This is a genomic window from Actibacterium ureilyticum, assembly GCF_002285435.1.
Classification (GTDB): domain Bacteria; phylum Pseudomonadota; class Alphaproteobacteria; order Rhodobacterales; family Rhodobacteraceae; genus Actibacterium_C; species Actibacterium_C ureilyticum.
This window is the reverse complement of record NZ_NSBT01000025.1, coordinates 22,086-41,954: the sequence shown is the minus strand read 5'-3', so window position 1 is coordinate 41,954 and position 19,869 is coordinate 22,086. Positions and strand designations below refer to the sequence as shown.

19 protein-coding genes are annotated in these 19,869 nt (G+C 65.1%); 8 read left to right on the top strand and 11 right to left on the bottom strand.

The features are described from left to right. Positions 1-12: 12 nt before the first annotated feature. Positions 13-1,194: an aminotransferase class I/II-fold pyridoxal phosphate-dependent enzyme gene (locus CLM60_RS08430; protein WP_095588736.1), complete on the bottom strand. Its 1,182-nt coding sequence runs from the start codon at positions 1,192-1,194 to the stop codon at positions 13-15. Between the two features lie 130 nt (positions 1,195-1,324). Next, positions 1,325-2,656 (bottom strand): amidase, encoded by a 1,332-nt coding sequence (locus tag CLM60_RS08425; protein WP_095588735.1) that lies wholly within the window; start codon positions 2,654-2,656, stop codon positions 1,325-1,327. Positions 2,657-2,741: 85 nt separating this feature from the next. On the opposite strand from CLM60_RS08425, the gene CLM60_RS08420 reads away from it, so the two are divergent. Beyond that, positions 2,742-3,968, top strand: coding sequence for an FAD-dependent monooxygenase (locus CLM60_RS08420; RefSeq protein ID WP_095588734.1), 1,227 nt, complete (start codon positions 2,742-2,744; stop codon positions 3,966-3,968). Here CLM60_RS08420 and CLM60_RS08415 read toward each other — a convergent pair. Genes CLM60_RS08415 through trxA form a run of 3 tightly spaced genes read right to left on the bottom strand, consistent with a single transcriptional unit; the run spans position 3,965 to position 5,724 of the window. Continuing rightward, positions 3,965-4,147: a Trm112 family protein gene (locus CLM60_RS08415; protein ID WP_095588733.1), complete on the bottom strand. Its 183-nt coding sequence runs from the start codon at positions 4,145-4,147 to the stop codon at positions 3,965-3,967. The genes CLM60_RS08420 and CLM60_RS08415 overlap by 4 nt on opposite strands. Beyond that, on the bottom strand, positions 4,144-4,788 hold the full coding sequence (locus CLM60_RS08410; protein WP_095588732.1) for an LON peptidase substrate-binding domain-containing protein: 645 nt from the start codon (positions 4,786-4,788) through the stop codon (positions 4,144-4,146). Before CLM60_RS08410 ends, CLM60_RS08415 begins: the two co-directional genes overlap by 4 nt. Positions 4,789-4,815: 27 nt before the next feature. After that, positions 4,816-5,724, bottom strand: coding sequence for a thioredoxin (gene trxA, locus CLM60_RS08405; RefSeq protein ID WP_095588756.1), 909 nt, complete (start codon positions 5,722-5,724; stop codon positions 4,816-4,818). A gap of 89 nt (positions 5,725-5,813) precedes the next feature. Between trxA and CLM60_RS08400 the strand changes: the two genes are divergently transcribed. Then, positions 5,814-6,347, top strand: coding sequence for a DUF6653 family protein (locus tag CLM60_RS08400; RefSeq protein WP_095588731.1), 534 nt, complete (start codon positions 5,814-5,816; stop codon positions 6,345-6,347). Positions 6,348-6,460: 113 nt separating this feature from the next. Here the strand turns inward: CLM60_RS08400 and CLM60_RS08395 are convergent, their stop codons facing one another. From CLM60_RS08395 to CLM60_RS08385, 3 genes are all read right to left on the bottom strand, one after another. Beyond that, a complete protein-coding gene (locus tag CLM60_RS08395; RefSeq protein ID WP_095588730.1) occupies positions 6,461-7,249 on the bottom strand; it encodes an exodeoxyribonuclease III in 789 nt (262 codons plus the stop codon). A 72-nt stretch (positions 7,250-7,321) separates the two neighbouring features. Continuing rightward, entirely contained in the window at positions 7,322-8,269 is a 948-nt protein-coding gene (locus tag CLM60_RS08390) for a hypothetical protein (RefSeq protein ID WP_095588729.1), read from the bottom strand. 124 nt (positions 8,270-8,393) lie between these two features. Next, positions 8,394-9,080, bottom strand: coding sequence for a response regulator transcription factor (locus CLM60_RS08385; RefSeq protein WP_095588728.1), 687 nt, complete (start codon positions 9,078-9,080; stop codon positions 8,394-8,396). A 161-nt stretch (positions 9,081-9,241) separates the two neighbouring features. Here CLM60_RS08385 and ribA point away from each other — a divergent pair, with 161 nt between their 5' ends. Continuing rightward, the gene (gene ribA / locus CLM60_RS08380; RefSeq protein ID WP_095588727.1) at positions 9,242-10,333 is read left to right on the top strand and encodes a GTP cyclohydrolase II; all 1,092 of its coding nucleotides are present in this window, start codon (positions 9,242-9,244) and stop codon (positions 10,331-10,333) included. Beyond that, entirely contained in the window at positions 10,330-10,824 is a 495-nt protein-coding gene (locus CLM60_RS08375) for a L,D-transpeptidase family protein (RefSeq protein WP_176473829.1), read from the top strand. The genes ribA and CLM60_RS08375 overlap by 4 nt, the downstream gene beginning before the upstream one ends. A gap of 182 nt (positions 10,825-11,006) precedes the next feature. Here CLM60_RS08375 and CLM60_RS08370 read toward each other — a convergent pair whose 3' ends face one another. The 3 genes from CLM60_RS08370 to CLM60_RS08360 form a co-directional block, all read right to left on the bottom strand. Continuing rightward, on the bottom strand, positions 11,007-11,666 hold the full coding sequence (locus CLM60_RS08370) for a YggS family pyridoxal phosphate-dependent enzyme (protein WP_095588726.1): 660 nt from the start codon (positions 11,664-11,666) through the stop codon (positions 11,007-11,009). After that, the gene (locus CLM60_RS08365; RefSeq protein ID WP_176473828.1) at positions 11,666-13,825 is read right to left on the bottom strand and encodes a tetratricopeptide repeat-containing sulfotransferase family protein; all 2,160 of its coding nucleotides are present in this window, start codon (positions 13,823-13,825) and stop codon (positions 11,666-11,668) included. The genes CLM60_RS08370 and CLM60_RS08365 overlap by 1 nt, the downstream gene beginning before the upstream one ends. A gap of 135 nt (positions 13,826-13,960) precedes the next feature. Continuing rightward, complete coding sequence (locus CLM60_RS08360; protein ID WP_095588724.1) at positions 13,961-14,956, bottom strand: porin; 996 nt, start codon at positions 14,954-14,956, stop codon at positions 13,961-13,963. A 246-nt stretch (positions 14,957-15,202) separates the two neighbouring features. On the opposite strand from CLM60_RS08360, the gene CLM60_RS08355 reads away from it, so the two are divergent. From CLM60_RS08355 to holA, 4 genes are all read left to right on the top strand, one after another. Then, positions 15,203-15,739 carry a DUF3576 domain-containing protein gene (locus tag CLM60_RS08355; RefSeq protein ID WP_095588723.1) on the top strand — a complete coding sequence of 179 codons (537 nt, stop codon included), beginning with the start codon at positions 15,203-15,205 and terminating at the stop codon, positions 15,737-15,739. Between the two features lie 86 nt (positions 15,740-15,825). Continuing rightward, positions 15,826-18,354: a leucine--tRNA ligase gene (gene leuS / locus CLM60_RS08350; RefSeq protein ID WP_095588722.1), complete on the top strand. Its 2,529-nt coding sequence runs from the start codon at positions 15,826-15,828 to the stop codon at positions 18,352-18,354. Continuing rightward, the gene (gene lptE / locus CLM60_RS08345) at positions 18,341-18,835 is read left to right on the top strand and encodes an LPS assembly lipoprotein LptE (RefSeq protein ID WP_095588721.1); all 495 of its coding nucleotides are present in this window, start codon (positions 18,341-18,343) and stop codon (positions 18,833-18,835) included. The genes leuS and lptE overlap by 14 nt, the downstream gene beginning before the upstream one ends. Beyond that, the gene (gene holA / locus CLM60_RS08340) at positions 18,832-19,854 is read left to right on the top strand and encodes a DNA polymerase III subunit delta (RefSeq protein WP_095588720.1); all 1,023 of its coding nucleotides are present in this window, start codon (positions 18,832-18,834) and stop codon (positions 19,852-19,854) included. Before lptE ends, holA begins: the two co-directional genes overlap by 4 nt. Positions 19,855-19,869: the final 15 nt, after the last annotated feature.

Here is a 19,869-nt window from a genome sequence, read left to right as displayed (position 1 = left end):
CCTGTCCCATCCTCACTTGTATAAGCAGTCGCGAAGCTTGATCAGCCCGCGCTGCATCTCTTGTTTTGGGGCCACCATCGCGACCCGGATAAATGACTTGCCCGGGTTTCCGGCGGCCGTGTCGCGGGCCAGATAGGCCCCCGGCAGCACCCGCACTCCGGTTTCACGCCACGCCTGCAACGCTGCCTGTTCGCCATCCGCGACCGGCAGCCACAGGAAAAACCCGGCCTGCGGCGGCTGGTATCCCGGGACGTCGCCCAGTACTTCGTCGGCAATCGCGAATTTCTCAGCGTAAAGCGCGCGGTTTTCGACCACATGCGCCTCGTCCGCCCAGACACGCGCCGCGACCTGTTGCAGCGGCAGCGGCAGCGGCGCCCCGGCATAGGCGCGCAACTGCTTGATCCGCGCGATGCATTCCGGCCCACCGGCGACAAAACCCGACCGCAGCCCCGGCAGGTTCGACCGTTTCGACAGCGAATGGAAAATCACCACCCGCTCGGGATCGGCGCCCATGTCGCGCGCCACCTGCAAGGCGCCGGTGGGGGGCGTGTCGCGGTAGATCTCGGAATAGCATTCATCCGCGAAGATGCGGAAATCGTGTTTCTCGGCCAGGGCGATCAGGTCGCGCCAATAGGCATCATCGGCCACCGCGCCCTGCGGGTTCGCGGGCGAACAGATATAGGCGATGGCGACCCGGTCCAGCACATCGGCGGGCAGCGCTGTATAATCCGGCAGAAAGCCGGTCGCGGCCTCGGCATTCACGAAATGCGGCTCGGCGGCCACGGCCAGCGCGGCCACGGCATAGACCTGATAGAACGGGTTCGGCGTCAGGATGACGGGCCGTTTGCCGTTCTTGGTTTCGGGACAAAGCGCGATGGCCGCGTTAAACAGCCCCTCGCGCGTGCCGTTCAGCGCCATGATCTGCGTGTCGGCATCCAGCGTCACGTCATAGCGGCGCTTGACCCAATCGGCGATGGCGTTGCGCAGCTCGGGGCAGCCCTCGTTCGGGGGATACTTGCCGAAACCGTCGATATTGTCGGCCAATACATCGCGCACCCATCCCGGAAAGGCATGTTTGGGCTCGCCGATGGTCATATGCACGACCTCGCCGCCCGGCGCATGCACGTCGAGAAGGCTCCGCAGACGCGGAAACGCGTATTCTGGCAGGTTCGAAAACCGCTCGGGAAAGGTCATGGGACCCTATGTATCTGCCTCAAAGGTTCGGGGTCGTATCGCCCCGTATGCGGCCAAGATACCGGCTCGGGTCTCAGGGGTCCAGAAAAAGGGGGCGATTTCCGACCCTTGGCGCACCGAATTGTGGCATTTAGGCCAGCGCGCCTTCGACCCCCGCACCGATCCGCAGCAGGTTTTCCTCGGTTCCCGGCGGGGTCATCAGCATGATACCCGCCGATGGAACGCCCGTGGGCAGGGTCAGCGCCGCCAGCCCCATCAGGTTGCCGATCCGCGTGTTTCGCAGCGCCAACAGGTTCTCGGCCACGTAATAGGCATGGTCCGACATCAGCCTGTCGGCATCGGGCGGCAGGATCGGGCTGGACGGCACGATCACCGCGTCATAACCCGCCGTCGCCGCCAGATAGGCGCGGCGCAGGTTTTCCAATCGGTGCCAAGCGGCCACGTAATCCGCGCCGGTATAGCCCGCGCCGGACCGGAAGCGTTCCAGGATTTCGGGGAACATCTTGTCGGGGGCGGCCTCGATCACCTCTTTCCAGGTGCCATAGGCCTCGGCCGTGTACAGGATCCCCGACATCTCCAGCGCCTCGGCCACTTGCGGCACCTTGATGTGATCGACCCGCGCGCCCGCCGCGCGCAGCCGTTCCACCGCGCTGTTGAACGCGGCCCGGGGCGCGTCGCGGATATCGTCAAAAGCCACGCTGTCCAGAATGGCCAGCCGCAGCCCCTCGGCCCCGGCGCCACGCAGATCGGCGGGCGTTTGCCCCTCGATCACCGCCAGCAGCAGCGCGGCATCCTCGACCGTGCGGCAAAGCGGCCCGACCGTGTCGAACCGTTCGCACAGCGGCACGACCCCGCGCAAGGATACGCGACCGGACGTGGTTTTCAGCCCCACCAGATCGTTCCACGCGGCCGGAATGCGCACCGACCCGCCGGTGTCCGACCCGATGGCCGCAGGCGCCAGCCCGAACGCCACCGACGCCGACGCGCCCGAGGACGAGCCCCCAGACACCGCATCGGTGTTGTTCACACAGGGCGGCGTTGCCGTCACCGGGTTCAGCCCCAGCCCGGAAAAGGCCAGTTCCGACATATGCGTCTTGCCCAGGCAGACGGTGCCGCCCAGCGTCGCCGCTTTCAGAACCTCGGCGTCCTGCGCGGGCACGCGGCCCGAAAGCAGGGCAGATCCGGCCTCGGTCGCCGTTCCGGCGCTGTCGAACAGATCCTTCCACGACACCGGCACCCCGTCCAACAGGCCGCGGCGCACGCCGTTGCGGGCGCGATCGCGCGCGGCCAGTGCCTCGGCCCTTGCCCGCTCGGGGGTGGTGCGGGCATAGATGCGCGGGCCGAACGGGTGCGCGTCGATCGCGTCCAGAAACGCATCCGTCAGATCGACCGGATCGATCTTGCCCGCCCCGATGCCGCGGCCCAGATCCGCCGCGCTGAGTTCCCGCCAGTCTTTCTGCATCGCACATCCCCGTTGCCGTTTGGACCGAACGGTAGCGGCAGTGCAGCGCATGGACAATCCCGCGCGAGACCTCATATTGAGGGCCATGGAATTTGATTCAGATGTCGTGATCGTGGGGGGCGGGCTGAACGGGCCCGCATTGGCGCTGGCGCTGGCCCAGGCCGGGTTGCAGGCGACGGTGATCGACGCCCTGCCGCGCGACACACGCCAGGGCGACGACTTCGACGGGCGCGGCTATGCGCTGGCGCTGGCCTCGCAGCGGTTGCTGTCGGGCATCGGCATCTGGCCGCAGGTCGCGGATCACAGCCAGCCGATACTAGAGGTCAAGGTCACCGACGGGCGCGCGGGCGAAGGGCCATCGCCCTTCGTTCTGGAATTCGACCATGCCGAGATCGAAGAAGGCCCGATGGGCTATATGCTCGAAGACCGGTTCCTGCGGCAGGCGTTTCTGACCGCGATGGACGGCATGGATGCCATCACCCAGCTTTCCGGCGAAACCGTGGTGGCACAGGATTTGCGGCCGGGCGGTGTGACAGTCACGCTGGCCTCGGGCGGCGTGGTCCGTGCCCGCGTCCTGATCGGCTGTGACGGGCGCCGCAGCGGCACGGCGGAACGCGCGGGCATCAAGCGCACCGGCTGGGATTACGGCCAGACCGCGCTGGTCTGCGCGGTTGAGCACGAAAAGCCGCATAATGGCATCGCGCATCAGTTCTTCATGCCCCCCGGTCCGCTGGCAATCCTGCCGCTGCCGGGCAACCGGTCGTCGATTGTCTGGAGCGAGCGGAACGACACCGCCGCGCAAATTCAGGCGCTGGACGATGACGGCTATCTGAACGCCCTGCGCCCACGTTTCGGTGATTTCCTGGGCAAGATCACGCTGTCGGGCAAACGCTTCACCTATCCGCTGAACCTGACGCTGGCCAACAGCTTCGTCGGTTCGCGGCTGGCGCTGGTGGGCGATGCCGCACACGGCGTGCACCCGATTGCCGGACAGGGTCTGAACCTGGGCCTGCGCGATGTGGGGGCACTGGCCGAGGTTCTGGTCGATGCAGCGCGGCGGGGCGAGGATATCGGCGCTGCGGACGTGCTGGCGCGCTATCAAAGCTGGCGGCGGTGGGATACGGCCACGCTGGCGGTCGCGACGGACGGGTTCAACCGGCTGTTTTCAAACGACAACCCGCTGCTGCGCGGCATTCGCGATCTGGGGATGGGGGCAGTCAATGCCATGCCCGCCCTGCGCCGCCGCTTCATCCGCGAGGCCGCGGGGCTGAACGGCGACCTGCCACGCCTGATGAGCGGCCGGGCGCTTTAATCGAGCTCGCGCGCCTCGTCGACCAACATGATCGGAATGCCGTTACGGATTGGGAAGGCCAGATGCGCGGCCTTTGACACCAGCTCCTGCTTTTCCGCGTCATAGGTCAACGCGGCCTGCGTGACGGGGCACACCAGCGCCTCAAGCATCTTGCGGTCGGCCTTGGTGGAGTCGCTCATTGCATGACCTCTTCGTTGTTGCCGCCGCGCAGGGCGAATTCGATCAGCGTGACCAGCGTCTCGCGCCGGTTGCCCAATGTCGGTGCTTCCAGCAGCGCCTGCTTGTCCTCATGCTCGAACGGGCACAGCATCGACAGCGAGTTGATCAGCAATTCGTCATCGGCGCCCTTCAGACTGTCCCAGTCGGTGGACAGATCCAGCTGGTGGAAATACCGCGCCAGCACCGACATGAACCCGTCGCGGTCGAAATCGGGATCGGATTCCCCGTGATCCAGGTCGTGCTCGAACCCCTTCCAGCCGATATCGGCCTTGATATAGGGGCTGAACCCGGGCACCTCGCGCCGCATCCGAAACCGCGAAATCCCGCTGAGCGTGATCATGTACCGGCCATCCTCGGTCTCGGAAAACGCCGAAACGCGCCCGGCGCAGCCGATGTGGTGCAGTTTGCACGCGCCCTGCCCCGGCACCTCGCGTGGCTGGATCATGCCGATCAGGCGGTGCGAGGTTTTCAGCGCGTCATCCAGCATCGCCAGATAGCGCGGCTCGAAGATATGCAGCGGCAAACGCGCGCGCGGCAACAGCAGCGCCCCCGGCAAGGGGAACAGCGGTATCGTTTCCGGCAGATCGGCAGCGGAGATCATGAAGCGGAATCTAGCACCCGCAGGGCGTCAGGCAAATATCATCGACGACAGTTTGCGGCGCCCCTTCAGAACAATCGGGTCCTCGGGCTTCAACGCGTCGAAAATGGTGAAAAGCTGCGTCTTGGCCGCACCGTCATTCCACTCGCGGTCCCGACGGAAAAGCTCCAGCAGCTCGTCCACCGCCTCTTCCACCGCGCCAGATGCGTGCAGCGCCTGTGCCAGGTCGAACCGCGCCTGCAGGTCATCGGGGTTGGCATCGACCGCCGCGCGCAGCTCGGCCACGGGGCCGGCATCGGCGGCCTGACGGGCCAGTTCCAACTGGGCACGCGCGGCCTCGACCTCGGGGGCGGTCGCGATTTCGGCCGGGGCGGCGGCAAGCAATTCGCCCGCGCGCTCGACCTCGTCCAGCGCCAGATGCGCCCGCACCAGCCCGCCATAGGCGGCGGCATTGGCTGGGTCCTCGCCCAAAATCGCGGCAAAGGTCTGCGCGGCATCGGCCACGGCCCCCTCGGCCAGCATCGCCTCGGCGGCCTCGACCGCATCGTCCAGCCCGCCATCATCACCGGCCAGCGCGGCCACGCGATCGACGAACGCCTTCAGCTCGGACCCCGGCACGGCGCCCTGGAACCCATCGACCGGCTGCCCCTGATAAAAGGCATAGACGGTCGGGATCGACTGAATGCGCAACTGCGCCGCGATCTGCTGGTTCTGGTCGACATCGACCTTGGCCATGCGCACCTTGCCGCCGGCCTCGGTCACCGCCTGTTCCAGCATCGGGCCCAGCGTCTTGCACGGGCCACACCACGTGGCCCAGAAATCCACGATAACGGGGACCTCCTGGCTGGCCTCGATCACGTCGGCCATGAATGTCGCTTCGGTCACATCCTTGATCAGATCGCCCGCAGGCGCCGCGCCCTGTCCGCCGAGTTCAAGCATGCTCACCCCCATGAAAACTGTGTCGCGCTCTATATGGACCTTGCGCGGCGCTCTTGCAACGCCCCCGCGCCACCCCCAATTCCATTTGCATGAGCCTTTTCGCCCAGGCCGAGCGCCTGATGTCCATGTCCGACGAAAGCTGGGAACGCCATGCCAACCCGCTGAGCGTCTATTCCCGGTTCTCGACCCTGCCGCTTCTGGTGCTGGCCATCTGGTCGCGGGCCTGGCTGGGATGGTGGGCGCTGATACCGGTCGCACTTGCCCTGGGATGGATCTGGCTCAACCCGCGGCTTTTCGCGCGCCCGCTGCACACGGACAACTGGGCCTCCAAAGGCACGTTCGGGGAACGGATCTATCTGAACAAGGACAAGATCCCGATCCCGGAACACTATGTCATCTGGGGACGACTTCTGTCGGCTGTATCGGCGCTTGGAATCTTGCCGCTGGCCTGGGGGCTTTATGCGTTCGACCCCGGCTGGGTACTGTTCGGGGCCGCGCTGATCGTCGGGGCGAAAACATGGCTCGTCGACCGGATGGTGTTTCTTTACGACGACATGCGCGCGGCCAGCCCGGTCTATGCGTCCTGGCTGCGCCCATCTTCCGATCACGACACAGGCGGCTAGGTCGCGCCGCGCCTCCGGCGGGAGTATTTGGAGAACAATGAAAAGCGCATGCGCTCTGCTTCATTGCTCCAAAAATACTCCGGGGGTCCGGGGGCTGGCCCCCGGCCCGGCCGTCAAAGATCGAAGGTGGCGAAGACGGGGGCGTGGTCGCTGGGTTTTTCCCAGCCGCGCGCATCGCGCAGGACCCGGCTGGAATGTCCGGCATTCGCGATATCGGGGGTGGCCCAGACGTGATCCAGCCGCCGCCCCTTGTCCGCCGCATCCCAGTCCCGCGCGCGATAGGACCACCAGCTGTAAAGCTGGCCGTCGGGGATATCCTTGCGCGTGATGTCGACCCAGTTGCCGGCATCCTGGGTTTCGGCCAGGTGCGCGACCTCGACCGGGGTGTGGCTGACGACCTTGAGCAGTTGCTTGTGGCTCCAGACATCGTCTTCGCGCGGGGCGATGTTCAAATCGCCCACAAGAATGGATTTCTCGGGCCGGTCGGCGTGGAACCAGTCGCGCATGTCGGTCAGATAATCCAGCTTATGGCCGAATTTCTCGTTCACATCGCGATCGGGCACGTCGCCCCCTGCGGGCACATAGAAATTGTGGATCGTGACACCGTTTTCTAGCCGCGCGGCGATGTGGCGGGCATGGCCGAGCCCGGCGAAATCCTGATCGCCAGCCTCGACCAGTGGCAGCTTCGACAGGATCGCCACGCCGTTATAGCCCTTTTGCCCGCGCGCAACCATGTGGGTGTAGCCCAGGGCGCGAAAGGCCTCGACCGGGATCTTGTCGACCGGGCTTTTGCATTCCTGCAGGCAAAGCACATCGGGCGCCTCTTCCTGCATCAGCTTGCAGACGATCGGTTCGCGCAAACGCACCGAGTTGATGTTCCAGGTGGCAAGGGTAAAGGGCATCGGGGGGCTCCTGTCGCGCGGGTCTGCTGATCGGTAGCACGGCACCGGGCGGGTTGCCAGATGCCGCGCCCTTCAGAAATCCGCGGGCGGCGCGCAGTTGGCATAGGCATGCGCGAGGGCGGCCTCGGCCCCGGCAAGGTCGACATGCAGCGCCGCACCGTGGCTGGCCGTCAGGTCGATCCGCGGCTGGGTGCGGATCGCGTCGACGAACCGGCGCGAGACCCGGAAGACATGATCGGTGGAATGCGGCGCGGCGGTGAAATCGAACCGTTCAGCGCCCACCTGCAAGGTCACCGTGATCATCTCGTCCGGGCGCGGCGCGGCATAGCCGAAGATATAAGCCGCCGGTTGCCCCGCCCCGTCGCAGAACAGCCCCAGCGCCCCGCCGGATTCGCGGCCATTGGGCTTCAGCGTCCACGCCACGGCAATCGGCGCGGCGTAATTCTCGCCCCGTTCGCGCAATTGCCAGCTGCCCGCAATCGGCGCGTTCATGAAATCGTCGCGGGTTTCGACCGCACCCTTTACCGGCGGACCACCACCGCAATCGGCGGCCACATGGGCATAGCCCGGATCGGCCGCCTTACCCGGGATCTCGCCCAGCAGTTCGGGCGTCCCGCTGCCATCGGTGCGCAGGGCGTAAAGCTCTATCGGCGCACCGGCGGCGATCTGCTGCAACAGCGCCTGCTGCCCCTGCCACGGCGCCTGAAGGTCGACATTGCCCGATGGCGTGCCGGGCCCCACCGGCCAGTCCTGCCCGTTGATCCGCAGAAACGTCTGCCAGCCCGGCGCGCCCTGACCGGACGGATGGCTCATCGCCTGGACAAAGACGCCCAATCCCCGCCCACGCCCGGCGCAATTCAGGTTCAGCGCGACCCCATCCACCGGGTTGAAGTAAAGCGCCGCCGAAAACCCCGCCGCGCCTTCGGGCACGACCCCGTTCCAGCGGTCGGGCTGCATCGGCTGCGCAATGGCCGCAGGGGTCAGAAAAAGGATCAATGTTAAAACGGAAATCAAATGCATGACGGAACCCTAGCACCGCTTTGCCACCCCACAAGATGGCGACGGCAAAAAAACGGCCCGGGGCAAGCCCGGGCCAGTCCAACAGGGAGGATCAGGTCATTACCCCGACCTGGAAGGGAACTTGTCATGCAACCAGTCTGTAGCCGCCCGATTCGGTCACAAGAAGGCGCGCATTGGACGGATCTGGTTCAATTTTCTGGCGCAGCCGATAGATATGCGTTTCCAGCGTGTGCGTGGTCACCCCGGCATTATAGCCCCAAACCTCGTGCAAAAGCACGTCGCGCGGCACAACGCCTTCGGTCGCGCGATAGAGGTATTTCAGGATGTTGGTCTCTTTCTCGGTCAGGCGGATCTTGCGGTCGTCATCGTCGACCAGCATCTTCATCGCCGGTTTGAACGTGTACGGCCCCAGCTGGAACACGGCGTCTTCGGATTGCTCGTGCTGGCGCAGCTGGGCGCGGATCCGGGCCAGCAGCACCGGAAAGCGGAACGGCTTGGTGACATAATCATTGGCACCGGCATCCAGGCCAAGGATCGTGTCGGCGTCGCTGTCATGGCCGGTCAGCATCAGGATCGGGCATTTCACACCCTGCTTGCGCATCAGCCGGCACAGCTCGCGCCCGTCTATATCGGGCAGGCCCACGTCCAGGATCACCAGATCATAGATCGCTTCCTTGGCCTTCTCCGTCGCCTCGGCGCCGTTGCCGGCCTCGAACACGTCGAATTCCTCGGTCATGACCAACTGTTCGCTCAGCGCCTCGCGCAGGTCTTCGTCATCGTCGACAAGCAGGATCTTCTTCAGGTTGGCCATGCTGTCCCTCCATCGTTTGCGTGCGCCTAACCTGTGTGTTCCATCACGACAGAGCAAGTTTTGCGACAAGCACTTCACGCAAGCGTGTCGAAAACCCGCGCAATGTTTCATATTCCTGCAAGAACGATTAGATGAAGGCAGAAACCGACGCTGGAGCCGCAATGAGTTTGTTGCCGACATTGGTCGAACGCCTGGCCCGCGCCCGTGCCGATCTGCGCATGGGGGTGGGGGTTGTGCTGTGCGATGGCGACCGGGCGCTGCTGGTCCTGGCGGCCGAAACCATGGACGCCAAGCGGCTTGAGGCGGTGCGCGCCCTGCCCGGCGACATGGTGCTAGCGCTGACCGCGCGGCGGGCCGAGACGCTGAAGGCGCGGGTCTATGACGGCGATCTGGCGCGGGTGCAGGTCCCGGCCAATGCCGGGCTTGGCTGGGTCCGGGCGCTGGCCGATCCCGCCGACGACCTGATCCACCCGATGAAGGGCCCGCTGAAATGCCTGCGCGACGGCCCCGCCGACCTGCACCGGCTGGCGCTGGCCCTGGCGAAAGAGGCTCATGTGCTGCCCGCCGTGCTGACCTGTCCGCTTGACGATGGCGCGGGCTTTGCCGCGCGGCACGACCTGAACCGGCTGGACGCCGCGGCCACCGCCCCGCTTCTGGCCGAGACCAGCCCGCTGGCCGAGGTCATCCACGCCCGCCTGCCCCTGACCGTGTCCGAAGCCGGACGGCTGCACATTTTCCGCCCCGAAGATGGCGGGGTCGAACATTACGCGGTCGAGATCGGCCGCCCCGACCGGGCGAAACCCGTCCTGGCGCGGCTGCATTCGGCCTGTTTCACCGGCGATGTGCTGGGGTCGCTGAAATGCGATTGCGGCCCGCAGCTGCACGCGGCCCTTGCGCAGATGGGGACCGAGGGCGCGGGCATCCTGCTGTACCTCAATCAGGAGGGGCGCGGCATCGGCCTGGCCAACAAAATGCGCGCCTATAGCCTGCAGGATCAGGGGTTCGATACGGTCGAGGCCAACCATCGCCTGGGGTTCGAGGATGACGAGCGCGATTTCCGCATCGGCGCCGCGATCCTGAAAGAGCTGGGCGTCGGCACGGTGCGGCTGATGACCAACAACCCGCGCAAGGTCGACATGATGCAGGCCACCGGCGTGGCCGTGGCCGAGCGCGTGCCGCTGAAGGTCGGCCAGACCCCGCAGAACGCAGGGTACCTCGCGACCAAGGCCGCGAAATCGGGGCACCTTCTGTGACGCCAGACGATCTGGTCCTGACCCCGCGCGGGTTGCGGTTTCACGGGCGGCTGATCCCCTGTTCCATCGGGCGCGGCGGTATCCGGTCTGACAAGCGCGAAGGCGACGGCGCCACGCCGCGCGGGGTGCATCGCATCGTGGGCATGTTCTATCGCCCGGACCGACTGGTCCCGCCCACGGACTGGGCCACACCCATCGGGCACCGCGATCTGTGGTCCGACGACCCGGGCGACGCCTATTACAACCACCACGTCCGCGCGCCCTATGGCCACAGCCACGAACGGCTGCGCCGCGCGGATCGGCTTTATGACCTGGTGCTGGTGACCGACTGGAACTGGCCCCGCGCGCAACCCGGCAAGGGTTCGGCCATCTTCCTGCACCGCTGGCGCAAACCCGGCCATCCGACCGAAGGCTGCATCGCCTTCGCAGCTGCGGATCTGCAGTGGATCGCCCGCCGCATCCACGTGAACAGCCGACTGATCGTGCGCTGACCGGGGCCCCTCCCGCCCGGATTTGGTGCCCTGACGGGCCCCGCATCCGGTTGGGCCGGGCGCGCTGCGCGCGCCGCCTCCGGCGGGAGTATTTGGGGAACAATGAAAACAGCTTTCTCTTTCATTGTTCTAAAAAATACTCCGGGGGAGTCGCCCGGAACGGGCGGCGGGGGCTGGCCCCCTTACCCGGTCGGCGCCTGGCGTTCCCCGAAAATGGCCGAGCCGACGCGGACATGGGTGGCCCCCAGCGCGATGGCGCGTTCGAAATCGCTGCTCATACCCATCGACAGGCCCGTCAGCCCGTTGCGCTCTGCGATCTTGGCGAGAAGGGCGAAGTGCAGGCTGGGCTCCTCCCCCGCCGGCGGGATGCACATCAGGCCGCGCAGGTTCAGATTCATGGCCCGGCATTCGGCGACGAAATCGTCGGCATCCGCTGGCAGCACGCCGGCCTTTTGGGGCTCTTCCCCGGTGTTGACCTGCAGGAAGATCTGCGGCGCGCGGCCGATTTCTTGCGCGATATCGGCGATGCGGCGGGCCAGTTTCACGCGGTCCACGGAATGGATCGCATCGAACAGCTCCAGCGCCGGGCGCACCTTGTTGCTTTGCAGCGGTCCGATCAGGTGCAGCTCGACCCCGGCGAAGCGTTCCTTGAAATCGGGCCACTTGCCTTGCGCCTCTTGCACGCGGTTTTCGCCGAAGACGCGGTGACCCTGTTCCAGCACGGCCTCGACCCGGTCCAGCGGTTGCACCTTCGATACCGCGATCAGCGTCACCGAGCCCGGCGCGCGACCCGCGTCAGCCTCGGCCCGGGCGATACGATCGCGAATGTCCTGCAGCCCCATCAGACCGCATCCCCCAGCGCCTCGGTCAGTTCGGCCAGGTCATCCTCGTACCGCTTCCATGCCTGCATCGAGGACGTATAGATCGGCTGGCGCACCTGATGCAGGCTCAGGGTCCGCACCTCGCGCTTGTTTTCATGGAACGACAGGCACTGATCCTCCCATTCCAGGTCACAGGCCGCCAGCAGCTTGCGCGCCTGGTCCTCGGGGTTGGCGATCAGCTCCTCGTACTGGATCTCGTGGAAGCCGCCCGGCATCTTCTGGCGCCAGAATGCGACCATATCCAGGAATTGCCGGTAATGCAGGCCCAGCATCCGCTGGTCATAGGCATAGGTGTGGGTGCCCTCGCGGAAGAAGTTCTTGTAGATCGAGAACAGCAGATCGCGCGGGTCGCGCCGGACCAGCACAAAGCGCGCCTTGGGCATGGCCACCTTGATCGCGCCCATCAGCATATAGGTCTGGATGGATTTGTCGGTGACACGCGGGGTGTCGGGGGCCAGCGCCCTGAGATGCGCCTCGATCTTCTGGCCGAAGCCGCGCACCAGATCGGCGGGCAGGGTGTTGAACGGCTTATAGGTCTCGCCATCCTCGCATAGCATCGCGCCGGACATCATGCCCACGGCATAGGCAACCTCGCCCGCGCCGGTCACGGTCGAATGGCTGGACAGGATCTGTTCGACCAGCGTCGTGCCCGAGCGCGGCATGCCGGTGACGAAGATTGGCGCATAATCGGTCGTGTCGTCCACCTGAAAGGTGGTGAAATCGGTATCGGCAAACGCGGCCTGCAATTTCCGGATGGTCTTGGCGCGGGCCTGGATATCATAGGGGTAGCGCGCGGCCATCAGGTCATTGGCGGGCCTGAGATAGGTGAAGACGCGGTTGTATTCCTTGTTCTGCTCCATCGCGCGGGCCAGGGCGAAGCCCAGATGCATGCGCGACGTATCGTTGAGTTCGGGATCCTGAAACAACGTCTCCATCTGCGCCATCAGCGGGTCGTCGGGCTTGAAACGATAGCTTGCGCCAAAGGTGCGATAGGTTTCCCCGCGACGGGGGTCCAGCGCGATGGCTTCGCGAAACTTCCGTTCGGCCTGCGCGAAATCCCCAAGGCTTTGCAGATGCATCGCATGGGCCGAGAGCGCGACCGGCTTGCCATCCTCCTTGCCCTCGGCGATTTCGAACTGGCGTTTTGCATCGTCCAGCCGGCCCGCGTTCACATAGGCCTGCGCCAGGCGGATATGGACGATCCCGCGCGTGTCGCCCTGGTTCAGCGCCTCTTCCAGGACCGCGACCGCCTCATCGGCTTGCTGGCTGTTCGTCAGGGTCGTGCCCAGCACCAGCCGAACCTCGGGCTGTTTGGGGTCCTTTTCCAGCGACCGGCGCAGGGCGACGATACCGGCCTCTGCCTCGCCCTTGCGGCAAAGCGCCAGGCCGAGATTGCCCAAAGCGTGCACATGATTGGGCATTTCCTTGAGCACACGGCGCAGGTGCTGTTCCGCCGCATCGTGTTCGCCCAGCTGCAACAGAAGCCGCCCATATAAAAACCGCGCCTCTGTGTAATCGGGTTGCAGCTTCAGGGCCTTTTCGAATGCCGGACGGGCCTCTGGCAGACGGCCCTGCGCGCCAAGTGCGCTGCCCAGAATATTATGCAGCACCGGCAGATCGGCGTGTTGCTCCAAGAGTTTGCGCACGCGCGCCTCGGCCTCGTCCGGTTTGCCGGCCTGCAGGGATTTGATTGCCGCCTGAATGGCCTTGGGATCGGCCGCACCCACCGACACGCGCGACGCGGCGCGGCCCGTCGGGTTCAGCTTCTTTTCCAGTTCTTGATAGAATGCGGCGGGCAATCCTGCGGCGCGCAGCTCTTTCAGGAACTGTTTGCTTTTGGCGGCGTCTTTCTGCACCCCAAAGATCTCGGCCATCTGCCGCCAGATCGCCATTTCCTTGGGCTTTGACGACCGCGCGATTTCCAGATGGGTCAGCGCCCGGTCGTAATCCTGTCGCCGCACCTCGATCTTGGCCATTTCGAACTGCACTTCCGCATTTCTGGGCGCGGTTTGCAGGATCAGACGATAGCGTTTCTCGGCCTCGTCCAGCTGGCCTGCGGATTGCAGTTTCGCGGCTTCGCGATAGAGCGTTCTGAGGCGGTCATGACTTAGGGGGAGCATCTTTGGGCTTTCTTCAGCGGTCGTGCACCGCTTGGCTAGCATGCGCCCCGCAAATTGTCGAATGGATGCGGCCCCGAAAAAGGAAAAGAGCGGGCACGATGGCCCGCTCTTCCCTATGCAGAATGTTCTTCTGAATTAGAAGGACATTGCGATACCCAGCGAGTACGACTCGAGGTCTTCGCCGTCGCCGTAACCGAACTGAACAACGGCACCGCCGCCCAGGTCGTAGTTCACGGCCAAGCCGAAGCCATCACGGTCGTCGCCGCCGTCAACGTCGAACTCACCGTAGTTCAGGCCGAACGACAGAGCGTCCATGGTGTAGCCGATGCCGACACCGATGTAGTCTTCGTCAGCACCTTCGTCGAGGTCCAGCGTCGAGTAGTTGATCACAGCTTCGAAGCCGTTGTCGAACGCGCTGTGGATCGACAGACCGATCACTTCGTCGTCACCGTTGGTCTGGTAACCCAGGCCGAAGTTCAGATCCAGGCCAGCCAGTTCCAGGCCGAAGGTTGCGCCGACGCCGTAGATGTCGTCGCTTTCTGCGCCGTCGTCATCCTGCTCGGCCGAGATCGAGAAGCCGAAGGTGTCGAACGAATAGTCGTAGCGCAGGATCTGATTGTCTTCCGAACCGTCCAGGCCCGAGTTGCCGTTGAAGCCGGCGTGCTCGGTTTCGTCGTCGGCGATCGAGCCAGCTGCCAGAGCGATCTCGGTCAGCGACTTGTCGAAGGCGCCGTCGATTTCACCCAGGGTCAGGGTGCCGAAGGCGCCGCTGATGTAGACCGACTCGTTGTCGAAGGTCGCGCCTTGAACGTCGTCCGCTTCGAACTCGGTTGCGGTCGTCGCGGTGGTGCTTTCCAGAGCCGAGAAGCTGAAGCCGCTGCCGTTGATTGCGCGGGCGCCGTTCGACTCTTCGATTTCGACGTGCAGACCGAAGGTGATGCCGTTGTCGGTTTCGCTCGAGCCATCAAAGCTGATGGTGAAATCGTTGTGGAACGACAGGTCGTCGTTGTCTTCACCGTAGCGGTCGCCACCGGTGACACCCATTTCGGCGCTCAGGCCGAATTCTGCTTCTGCAGCTGCGATGCTGGCCGAAGCCACCAGTGCAGTTGTCGCAAAGAGAACCTTTTTCATGGTTTTCCCTCATTCATTAAAAGATGCACCTCAGCACGGCTGTTCCGAACTGAGTATGCTGCTGTGTGGCTGGTTGACCGGCCAAATGCAAGAAACGCCAAATTGCCGAATGGACTGTGCGCATAAATGATGCAGCTTTGCCACACCGCCCCCTGCGCGCCCCGGCTGATCGGCCTTGGGGGAAAATCCTTGTCCTTGCCCGGACCCTCGGCTAGAGATCGGAAAGCCAAAAAGGGGGCAGTATACATGCGTTTCTCGAGCGTCGTTCGCGGTGTCATTCTGGCGGTGGCCGTTACAAGCCTGAGCGGTTGCGGCGGTGGCCTCTTTGGTCGCTCGAAACAGCCGACGGTGGTCGACCCCCAGCGTGCCGAGGCGATTTCCCAGCAAAGTCAGAACACGCCCGGCGCCGTCGCCCAGGCCGAAGAGCGCGGGCGCAGCGGCTCGTCCTTCTTCGACCTCTTCTCGAACAATGACGATCCCAACACCACGCTCGAGGTGAACCGCTATCTGTGGAACGCCTCGCTCGAGGTTTTGAATTTTCTGCCGGTGCAACAGGTGGATCCGTTCTCGGGCCTGATCGTGACGGGCTATGGCACCCCGCCGGGTGGCGGGCGCGCCTATCGCGCGACGATCCACGTGACCGACCCGGCGCTGGATGCGCGCTCGCTCAAGGTGGCGCTGGCCACGCGCAGCGGTGCGGTCGATGTCGATACAGTCCGCGCGGTCGAGGATGCGATCCTGACCCGAGCGCGGCAGCTTCGGATTCGCGACGCGGGTCTCTGACGAACCCCTCTGGACGTGCCGCCCTGCGGCGACTATCACCGCGCCGGGCCATCGTGCCCGGCGTTTGACTGACAAGGACCCCGATCATGTCCCGCTATGAGCCCCGCGAGATCGAACAGAAATGGCAGGCCGCCTGGGACCAGGCCGGCATCTTTGCCGCCACGCGCGATCCGGCAAAGCCCAAATACTATGTGCTGGAGATGTTCCCCTATCCGTCGGGGCGCATCCATATGGGGCATGTGCGCAACTATACGATGGGCGACGTGATCGCGCGGTACAAGGGATCGTGCGGGTTCAGCGTTCTGCACCCGATGGGCTGGGACGCGTTCGGGATGCCCGCCGAAAACGCCGCGATGGAACGCGGCGGCCACCCGGCCACCTGGACCTATGACAATATCGCGGTGATGCGCGACCAGATGAAACCGCTGGGCCTGTCGATTGACTGGTCGCGCGAATTCGCCACCTGCGACCCGGAATATTACGGCCAGCAACAGGCGATGTTCATCGACTTTCTGGACAAGGGGCTGGTCTATCGCAAGAACGCGGTGGTGAACTGGGACCCGGTCGACATGACCGTCCTGGCCAATGAACAGGTCGAGGACGGGCGCGGCTGGCGATCCGGTGCGCTGGTGGAACGGCGCGAGCTGACGCAGTGGTTCTTCAAGATCAGCGATTTTTCCGAAGAGTTGCTCGAGGCGCTGGACGGGCTGGACAACTGGCCCGAGAAGGTCAAGCTGATGCAGCGCAACTGGATCGGCAAATCGCGCGGGCTGGAATTCAGCTTCGACCGCGTGGGTGGCGGCGATCCGATCAGCGTCTATACCACCCGGCCCGATACGCTGATGGGCGCGTCCTTTGTCGGTATCTCGCCCGATCACCCCATCGCCAAGGGGCTGGAAACGGATTCGGACGCGGTCAAGGCGTTCCTGGTCGAGGCGCGCAAGGGCGGCACGACCGAGGAAGCCATCGAAAAGGCCGAAAAGCTGGGATACGACACCGGCATTCGCGTCAAGCACCCGCTGAACCCCGACTGGGAGCTGCCGGTCTGGATCGCGAACTTCATCCTGATGGATTACGGCACCGGCGCGATTTTCGGCTGCCCGGCGCATGACCAGCGCGACCTGGATTTCTGCCGGAAATACGATCTGCCCGTGGTCGCGACCTTCGAGTCGCTGGACGATCCACAACCGGTGACCGACACCGCCTTTGTCCCGCCCAAGACCGAAAAGGTCCGCTGGATCAACCATTTCGCCGGGCTGGACGAGGCCACCGGCGAGGTCGCGATCGACACCACCATCGACAAGGCCGAGGCCGAGGGCTGGGGCACCGGTGTCACCAAATTCCGCCTGCGTGACTGGGGCCTGAGCCGCCAGCGCTACTGGGGCTGCCCGATCCCGGTGGTGCATTGCCAGACCTGCGGCGTGGTGCCCGAGAAAAAGGAAAACCTGCCGGTCGAATTGCCGCGCGATGTCAGCTTCGACCAGCCCGGCAACCCGCTGGACCGGCACCCGACCTGGCGCAACTGTGCCTGTCCGGTCTGCGGCGCCGATGCCCTGCGCGAGACCGACACGATGGACACGTTCGTCGACAGCTCGTGGTATTACGCGCGTTTCACCGCGCCGCGCGCCGAAACGCCCACCAACATGGACGACGCGAAATACTGGATGAATGTCGACCAGTATATCGGCGGCATCGAACACGCGATCCTGCACCTGCTGTATTCGCGGTTCTTTGCCCGCGCCATGGCGATCTGCGGCCACCTGCCCGACAGCGCGAAAGAGCCGTTCGATGCGCTGTTCACCCAAGGGATGGTCACGCACGAGATCTATCAGACCCGCGACGGCAATGGCCGCCCGGTCTATCACCTGCCCGAGGACGTGACCGACGGCAAACTGGCCGACGGCACGGCGGTCGAGGTCATCCCCTCGGCCAAGATGTCGAAGTCGAAGAAGAACGTCGTCGATCCGCTGAACATCATCGAAAACTACGGCGCCGATACCGCGCGCTGGTTCATGCTGTCCGACAGCCCGCCCGAGCGTGACGTGGAATGGACCGCCGCCGGCGCGGACGCCGCATTCAAGCATCTGAGCCGGGTCTGGCGCATGGCCAACGAGGCGGCGGGCGCCGATGACGCGGGCGAGGACACCGACCTGCTGCGCGCCACGCACAAGGCCATTCACGACGTGACGATGGGCATCGAAAGCTTTGGCTTCAATACCTCGGTCGCCAAGCTTTACGCCTTTGCCAACGCGATCCAGAAATCCAAGGCGCCCGCTGGCGCGAAGCGCCCGGCGCTGCGGGTCATGGCCCAGCTGATGGCGCCAATGACCCCGCACCTGGCCGAGGATATCTGGGCCATGCTGGGCGGCGAAGGCCTGGTCGCACAGGCGCCCTGGCCCAAAGCCGATCCCGCGCTGCTGGTCGAGGATACGGTCACCATGCCGATCCAGATCAACGGCAAGCGGAAATCGGAAATCGCGGTGGCCAAGGACATGCCCAAGGAAGAGATTGAAAAACTGGCTCTGGCCGATCATGCTGTCCAAAAGGCGCTGCAGGGCGGTGCCCCGAAAAAGCTGATCGTGGTGCCGGGCCGTATCATCAATGTCGTCATCTGACCGCCGTTCCTTTCTGATCGCGCTTGGGCTGCTGCCGCTGGCGGGCTGCGGCTTTGCCCCGGCCTATGGCACCGGCGGCGCCGCAACCGCGCTGCGCGGTCAGGTCACCGCGGCCGAGCCCGCGAACCGGCTGGATTTCCTGCTGGTCAGCCGGCTGGAGGAACGCCTGGGCCGGACCGCGACCCCGCGCTATCGTTTGGGCTATCAGATCACGACCAGCAGGCGGGCGCTTGCCATCACCTCACGCCAGGAAATCACCCGCTACAACCTGTCGGGCGAAATCACCTATACGCTGCGTGACGTGACCACCGGACGGTTGGCCGCCAGCGGCACGGTCGAAAGCTTCGCCAGCTATTCGGCGACCAGCAACACGGTGGCCACCCTGACCGCCGAACGCGATGCGCAGGATCGGCTGATGACCATCCTGGCCGATCAGATCGTGACCCGGCTGATCGCCGAAACCGGGCGCACGGCACCATGAAACTGTCGGCCCGGGACGCCGCGCGCTATTTCGCCAAGCCCGAGCCGCACCGCACCGGCATCCTGATCCATGGCGCGGACGCGATGCGCGTGGCGCTGAAACGGCAGGAACTGATCGCCGCGCTGATCGGCCCCAAGGGCGAGGAAGAGATGCGCCTGACCCGGATCAGCGCCCCCGGCCTGCGCAGCGATCCGGCGCAGGTGATGGACGGGCTGCGCGCCCAAAGCTTCTTTCCCGGCCCCCGTGTCTGTTTCGTCGAAGACGCCACCGATGCGCTGGCCGACCCGATCAAGACGGCGCTCGCCGATTGGCAGGACGGCGACGCGCAGCTTGTCGTCACCGCCAAACAGCTGAACGCGCGGTCCACCCTGCGCAAGGCGTTCGAGGGGCACCCGAATGCCTATGCCGTCGGGATCTATGACGACCCGCCCAGCCGCGAGGAAATCGAGGATACGCTGAAACGCGCGGGCGTGGGTGCGGTCTCGAACGATGCGATGACCGGCCTGCTGGCGCTGGCGCGGGACCTGGACCCAGGCGATTTCCGCCAGACGATGGAAAAGCTGGGGCTTTACAAGATCGGCGACGACACCCCCGTCAGCCCCGAGGATCTGGCCGCCTGCGCACCAACCTCGACCGAGGCCGATATCGACGACATCCTGAATATCGTGGCCGAATCCCGCACGTCCGAGATCGGCCCGGTGATGCAGAAGCTGGCCGCCCAGGGCGTGCAGCCCGTGGGGCTGTGCATCGGGGCCACCCGGCATTTCCGCACGCTTTATGCCGCCGCCAGCGACCCCGGCGGCGCCTCCTCCGGCATCGCCCGCGTCCGCCCCCCAGTATTCGGCCCGCGCCGTGACCGCATGGTGCGGCAAGCGCAGAAATGGGGGGTCTTCAAGCTGGAACAAGCGCTGTCGCTGCTGACGGAAACCGACCTGCAACTCCGCTCCACCAGCCGCGCGCCCGCCATGCCACAAGTCGAACGCGCGCTGATCCGGCTGGCGATGTTGGGGGCAAGGTAGGGGGAGATTGGTTGT

Coding starts and splice junctions, on each gene's coding strand:
- CLM60_RS08430 (WP_095588736.1), bottom strand. CDS start 1,194: ATGACCTTTCCCGAGCGGTTTTCGAACCTGCCAGAATACGCGTTTCCG.
- CLM60_RS08425 (WP_095588735.1), bottom strand. CDS start 2,656: ATGCAGAAAGACTGGCGGGAACTCAGCGCGGCGGATCTGGGCCGCGGC.
- CLM60_RS08420 (WP_095588734.1), top strand. CDS start 2,742: ATGGAATTTGATTCAGATGTCGTGATCGTGGGGGGCGGGCTGAACGGG.
- CLM60_RS08415 (WP_095588733.1), bottom strand. CDS start 4,147: ATGAGCGACTCCACCAAGGCCGACCGCAAGATGCTTGAGGCGCTGGTG.
- CLM60_RS08410 (WP_095588732.1), bottom strand. CDS start 4,788: ATGATCTCCGCTGCCGATCTGCCGGAAACGATACCGCTGTTCCCCTTG.
- trxA (WP_095588756.1), bottom strand. CDS start 5,724: ATGCTTGAACTCGGCGGACAGGGCGCGGCGCCTGCGGGCGATCTGATC.
- CLM60_RS08400 (WP_095588731.1), top strand. CDS start 5,814: ATGAGCCTTTTCGCCCAGGCCGAGCGCCTGATGTCCATGTCCGACGAA.
- CLM60_RS08395 (WP_095588730.1), bottom strand. CDS start 7,249: ATGCCCTTTACCCTTGCCACCTGGAACATCAACTCGGTGCGTTTGCGC.
- CLM60_RS08390 (WP_095588729.1), bottom strand. CDS start 8,269: ATGCATTTGATTTCCGTTTTAACATTGATCCTTTTTCTGACCCCTGCG.
- CLM60_RS08385 (WP_095588728.1), bottom strand. CDS start 9,080: ATGGCCAACCTGAAGAAGATCCTGCTTGTCGACGATGACGAAGACCTG.
- ribA (WP_095588727.1), top strand. CDS start 9,242: ATGAGTTTGTTGCCGACATTGGTCGAACGCCTGGCCCGCGCCCGTGCC.
- CLM60_RS08370 (WP_095588726.1), bottom strand. CDS start 11,666: ATGGGGCTGCAGGACATTCGCGATCGTATCGCCCGGGCCGAGGCTGAC.
- CLM60_RS08365 (WP_176473828.1), bottom strand. CDS start 13,825: ATGCTCCCCCTAAGTCATGACCGCCTCAGAACGCTCTATCGCGAAGCC.
- CLM60_RS08360 (WP_095588724.1), bottom strand. CDS start 14,956: ATGAAAAAGGTTCTCTTTGCGACAACTGCACTGGTGGCTTCGGCCAGC.
- CLM60_RS08355 (WP_095588723.1), top strand. CDS start 15,203: ATGCGTTTCTCGAGCGTCGTTCGCGGTGTCATTCTGGCGGTGGCCGTT.
- leuS (WP_095588722.1), top strand. CDS start 15,826: ATGTCCCGCTATGAGCCCCGCGAGATCGAACAGAAATGGCAGGCCGCC.
- lptE (WP_095588721.1), top strand. CDS start 18,341: ATGTCGTCATCTGACCGCCGTTCCTTTCTGATCGCGCTTGGGCTGCTG.
- holA (WP_095588720.1), top strand. CDS start 18,832: ATGAAACTGTCGGCCCGGGACGCCGCGCGCTATTTCGCCAAGCCCGAG.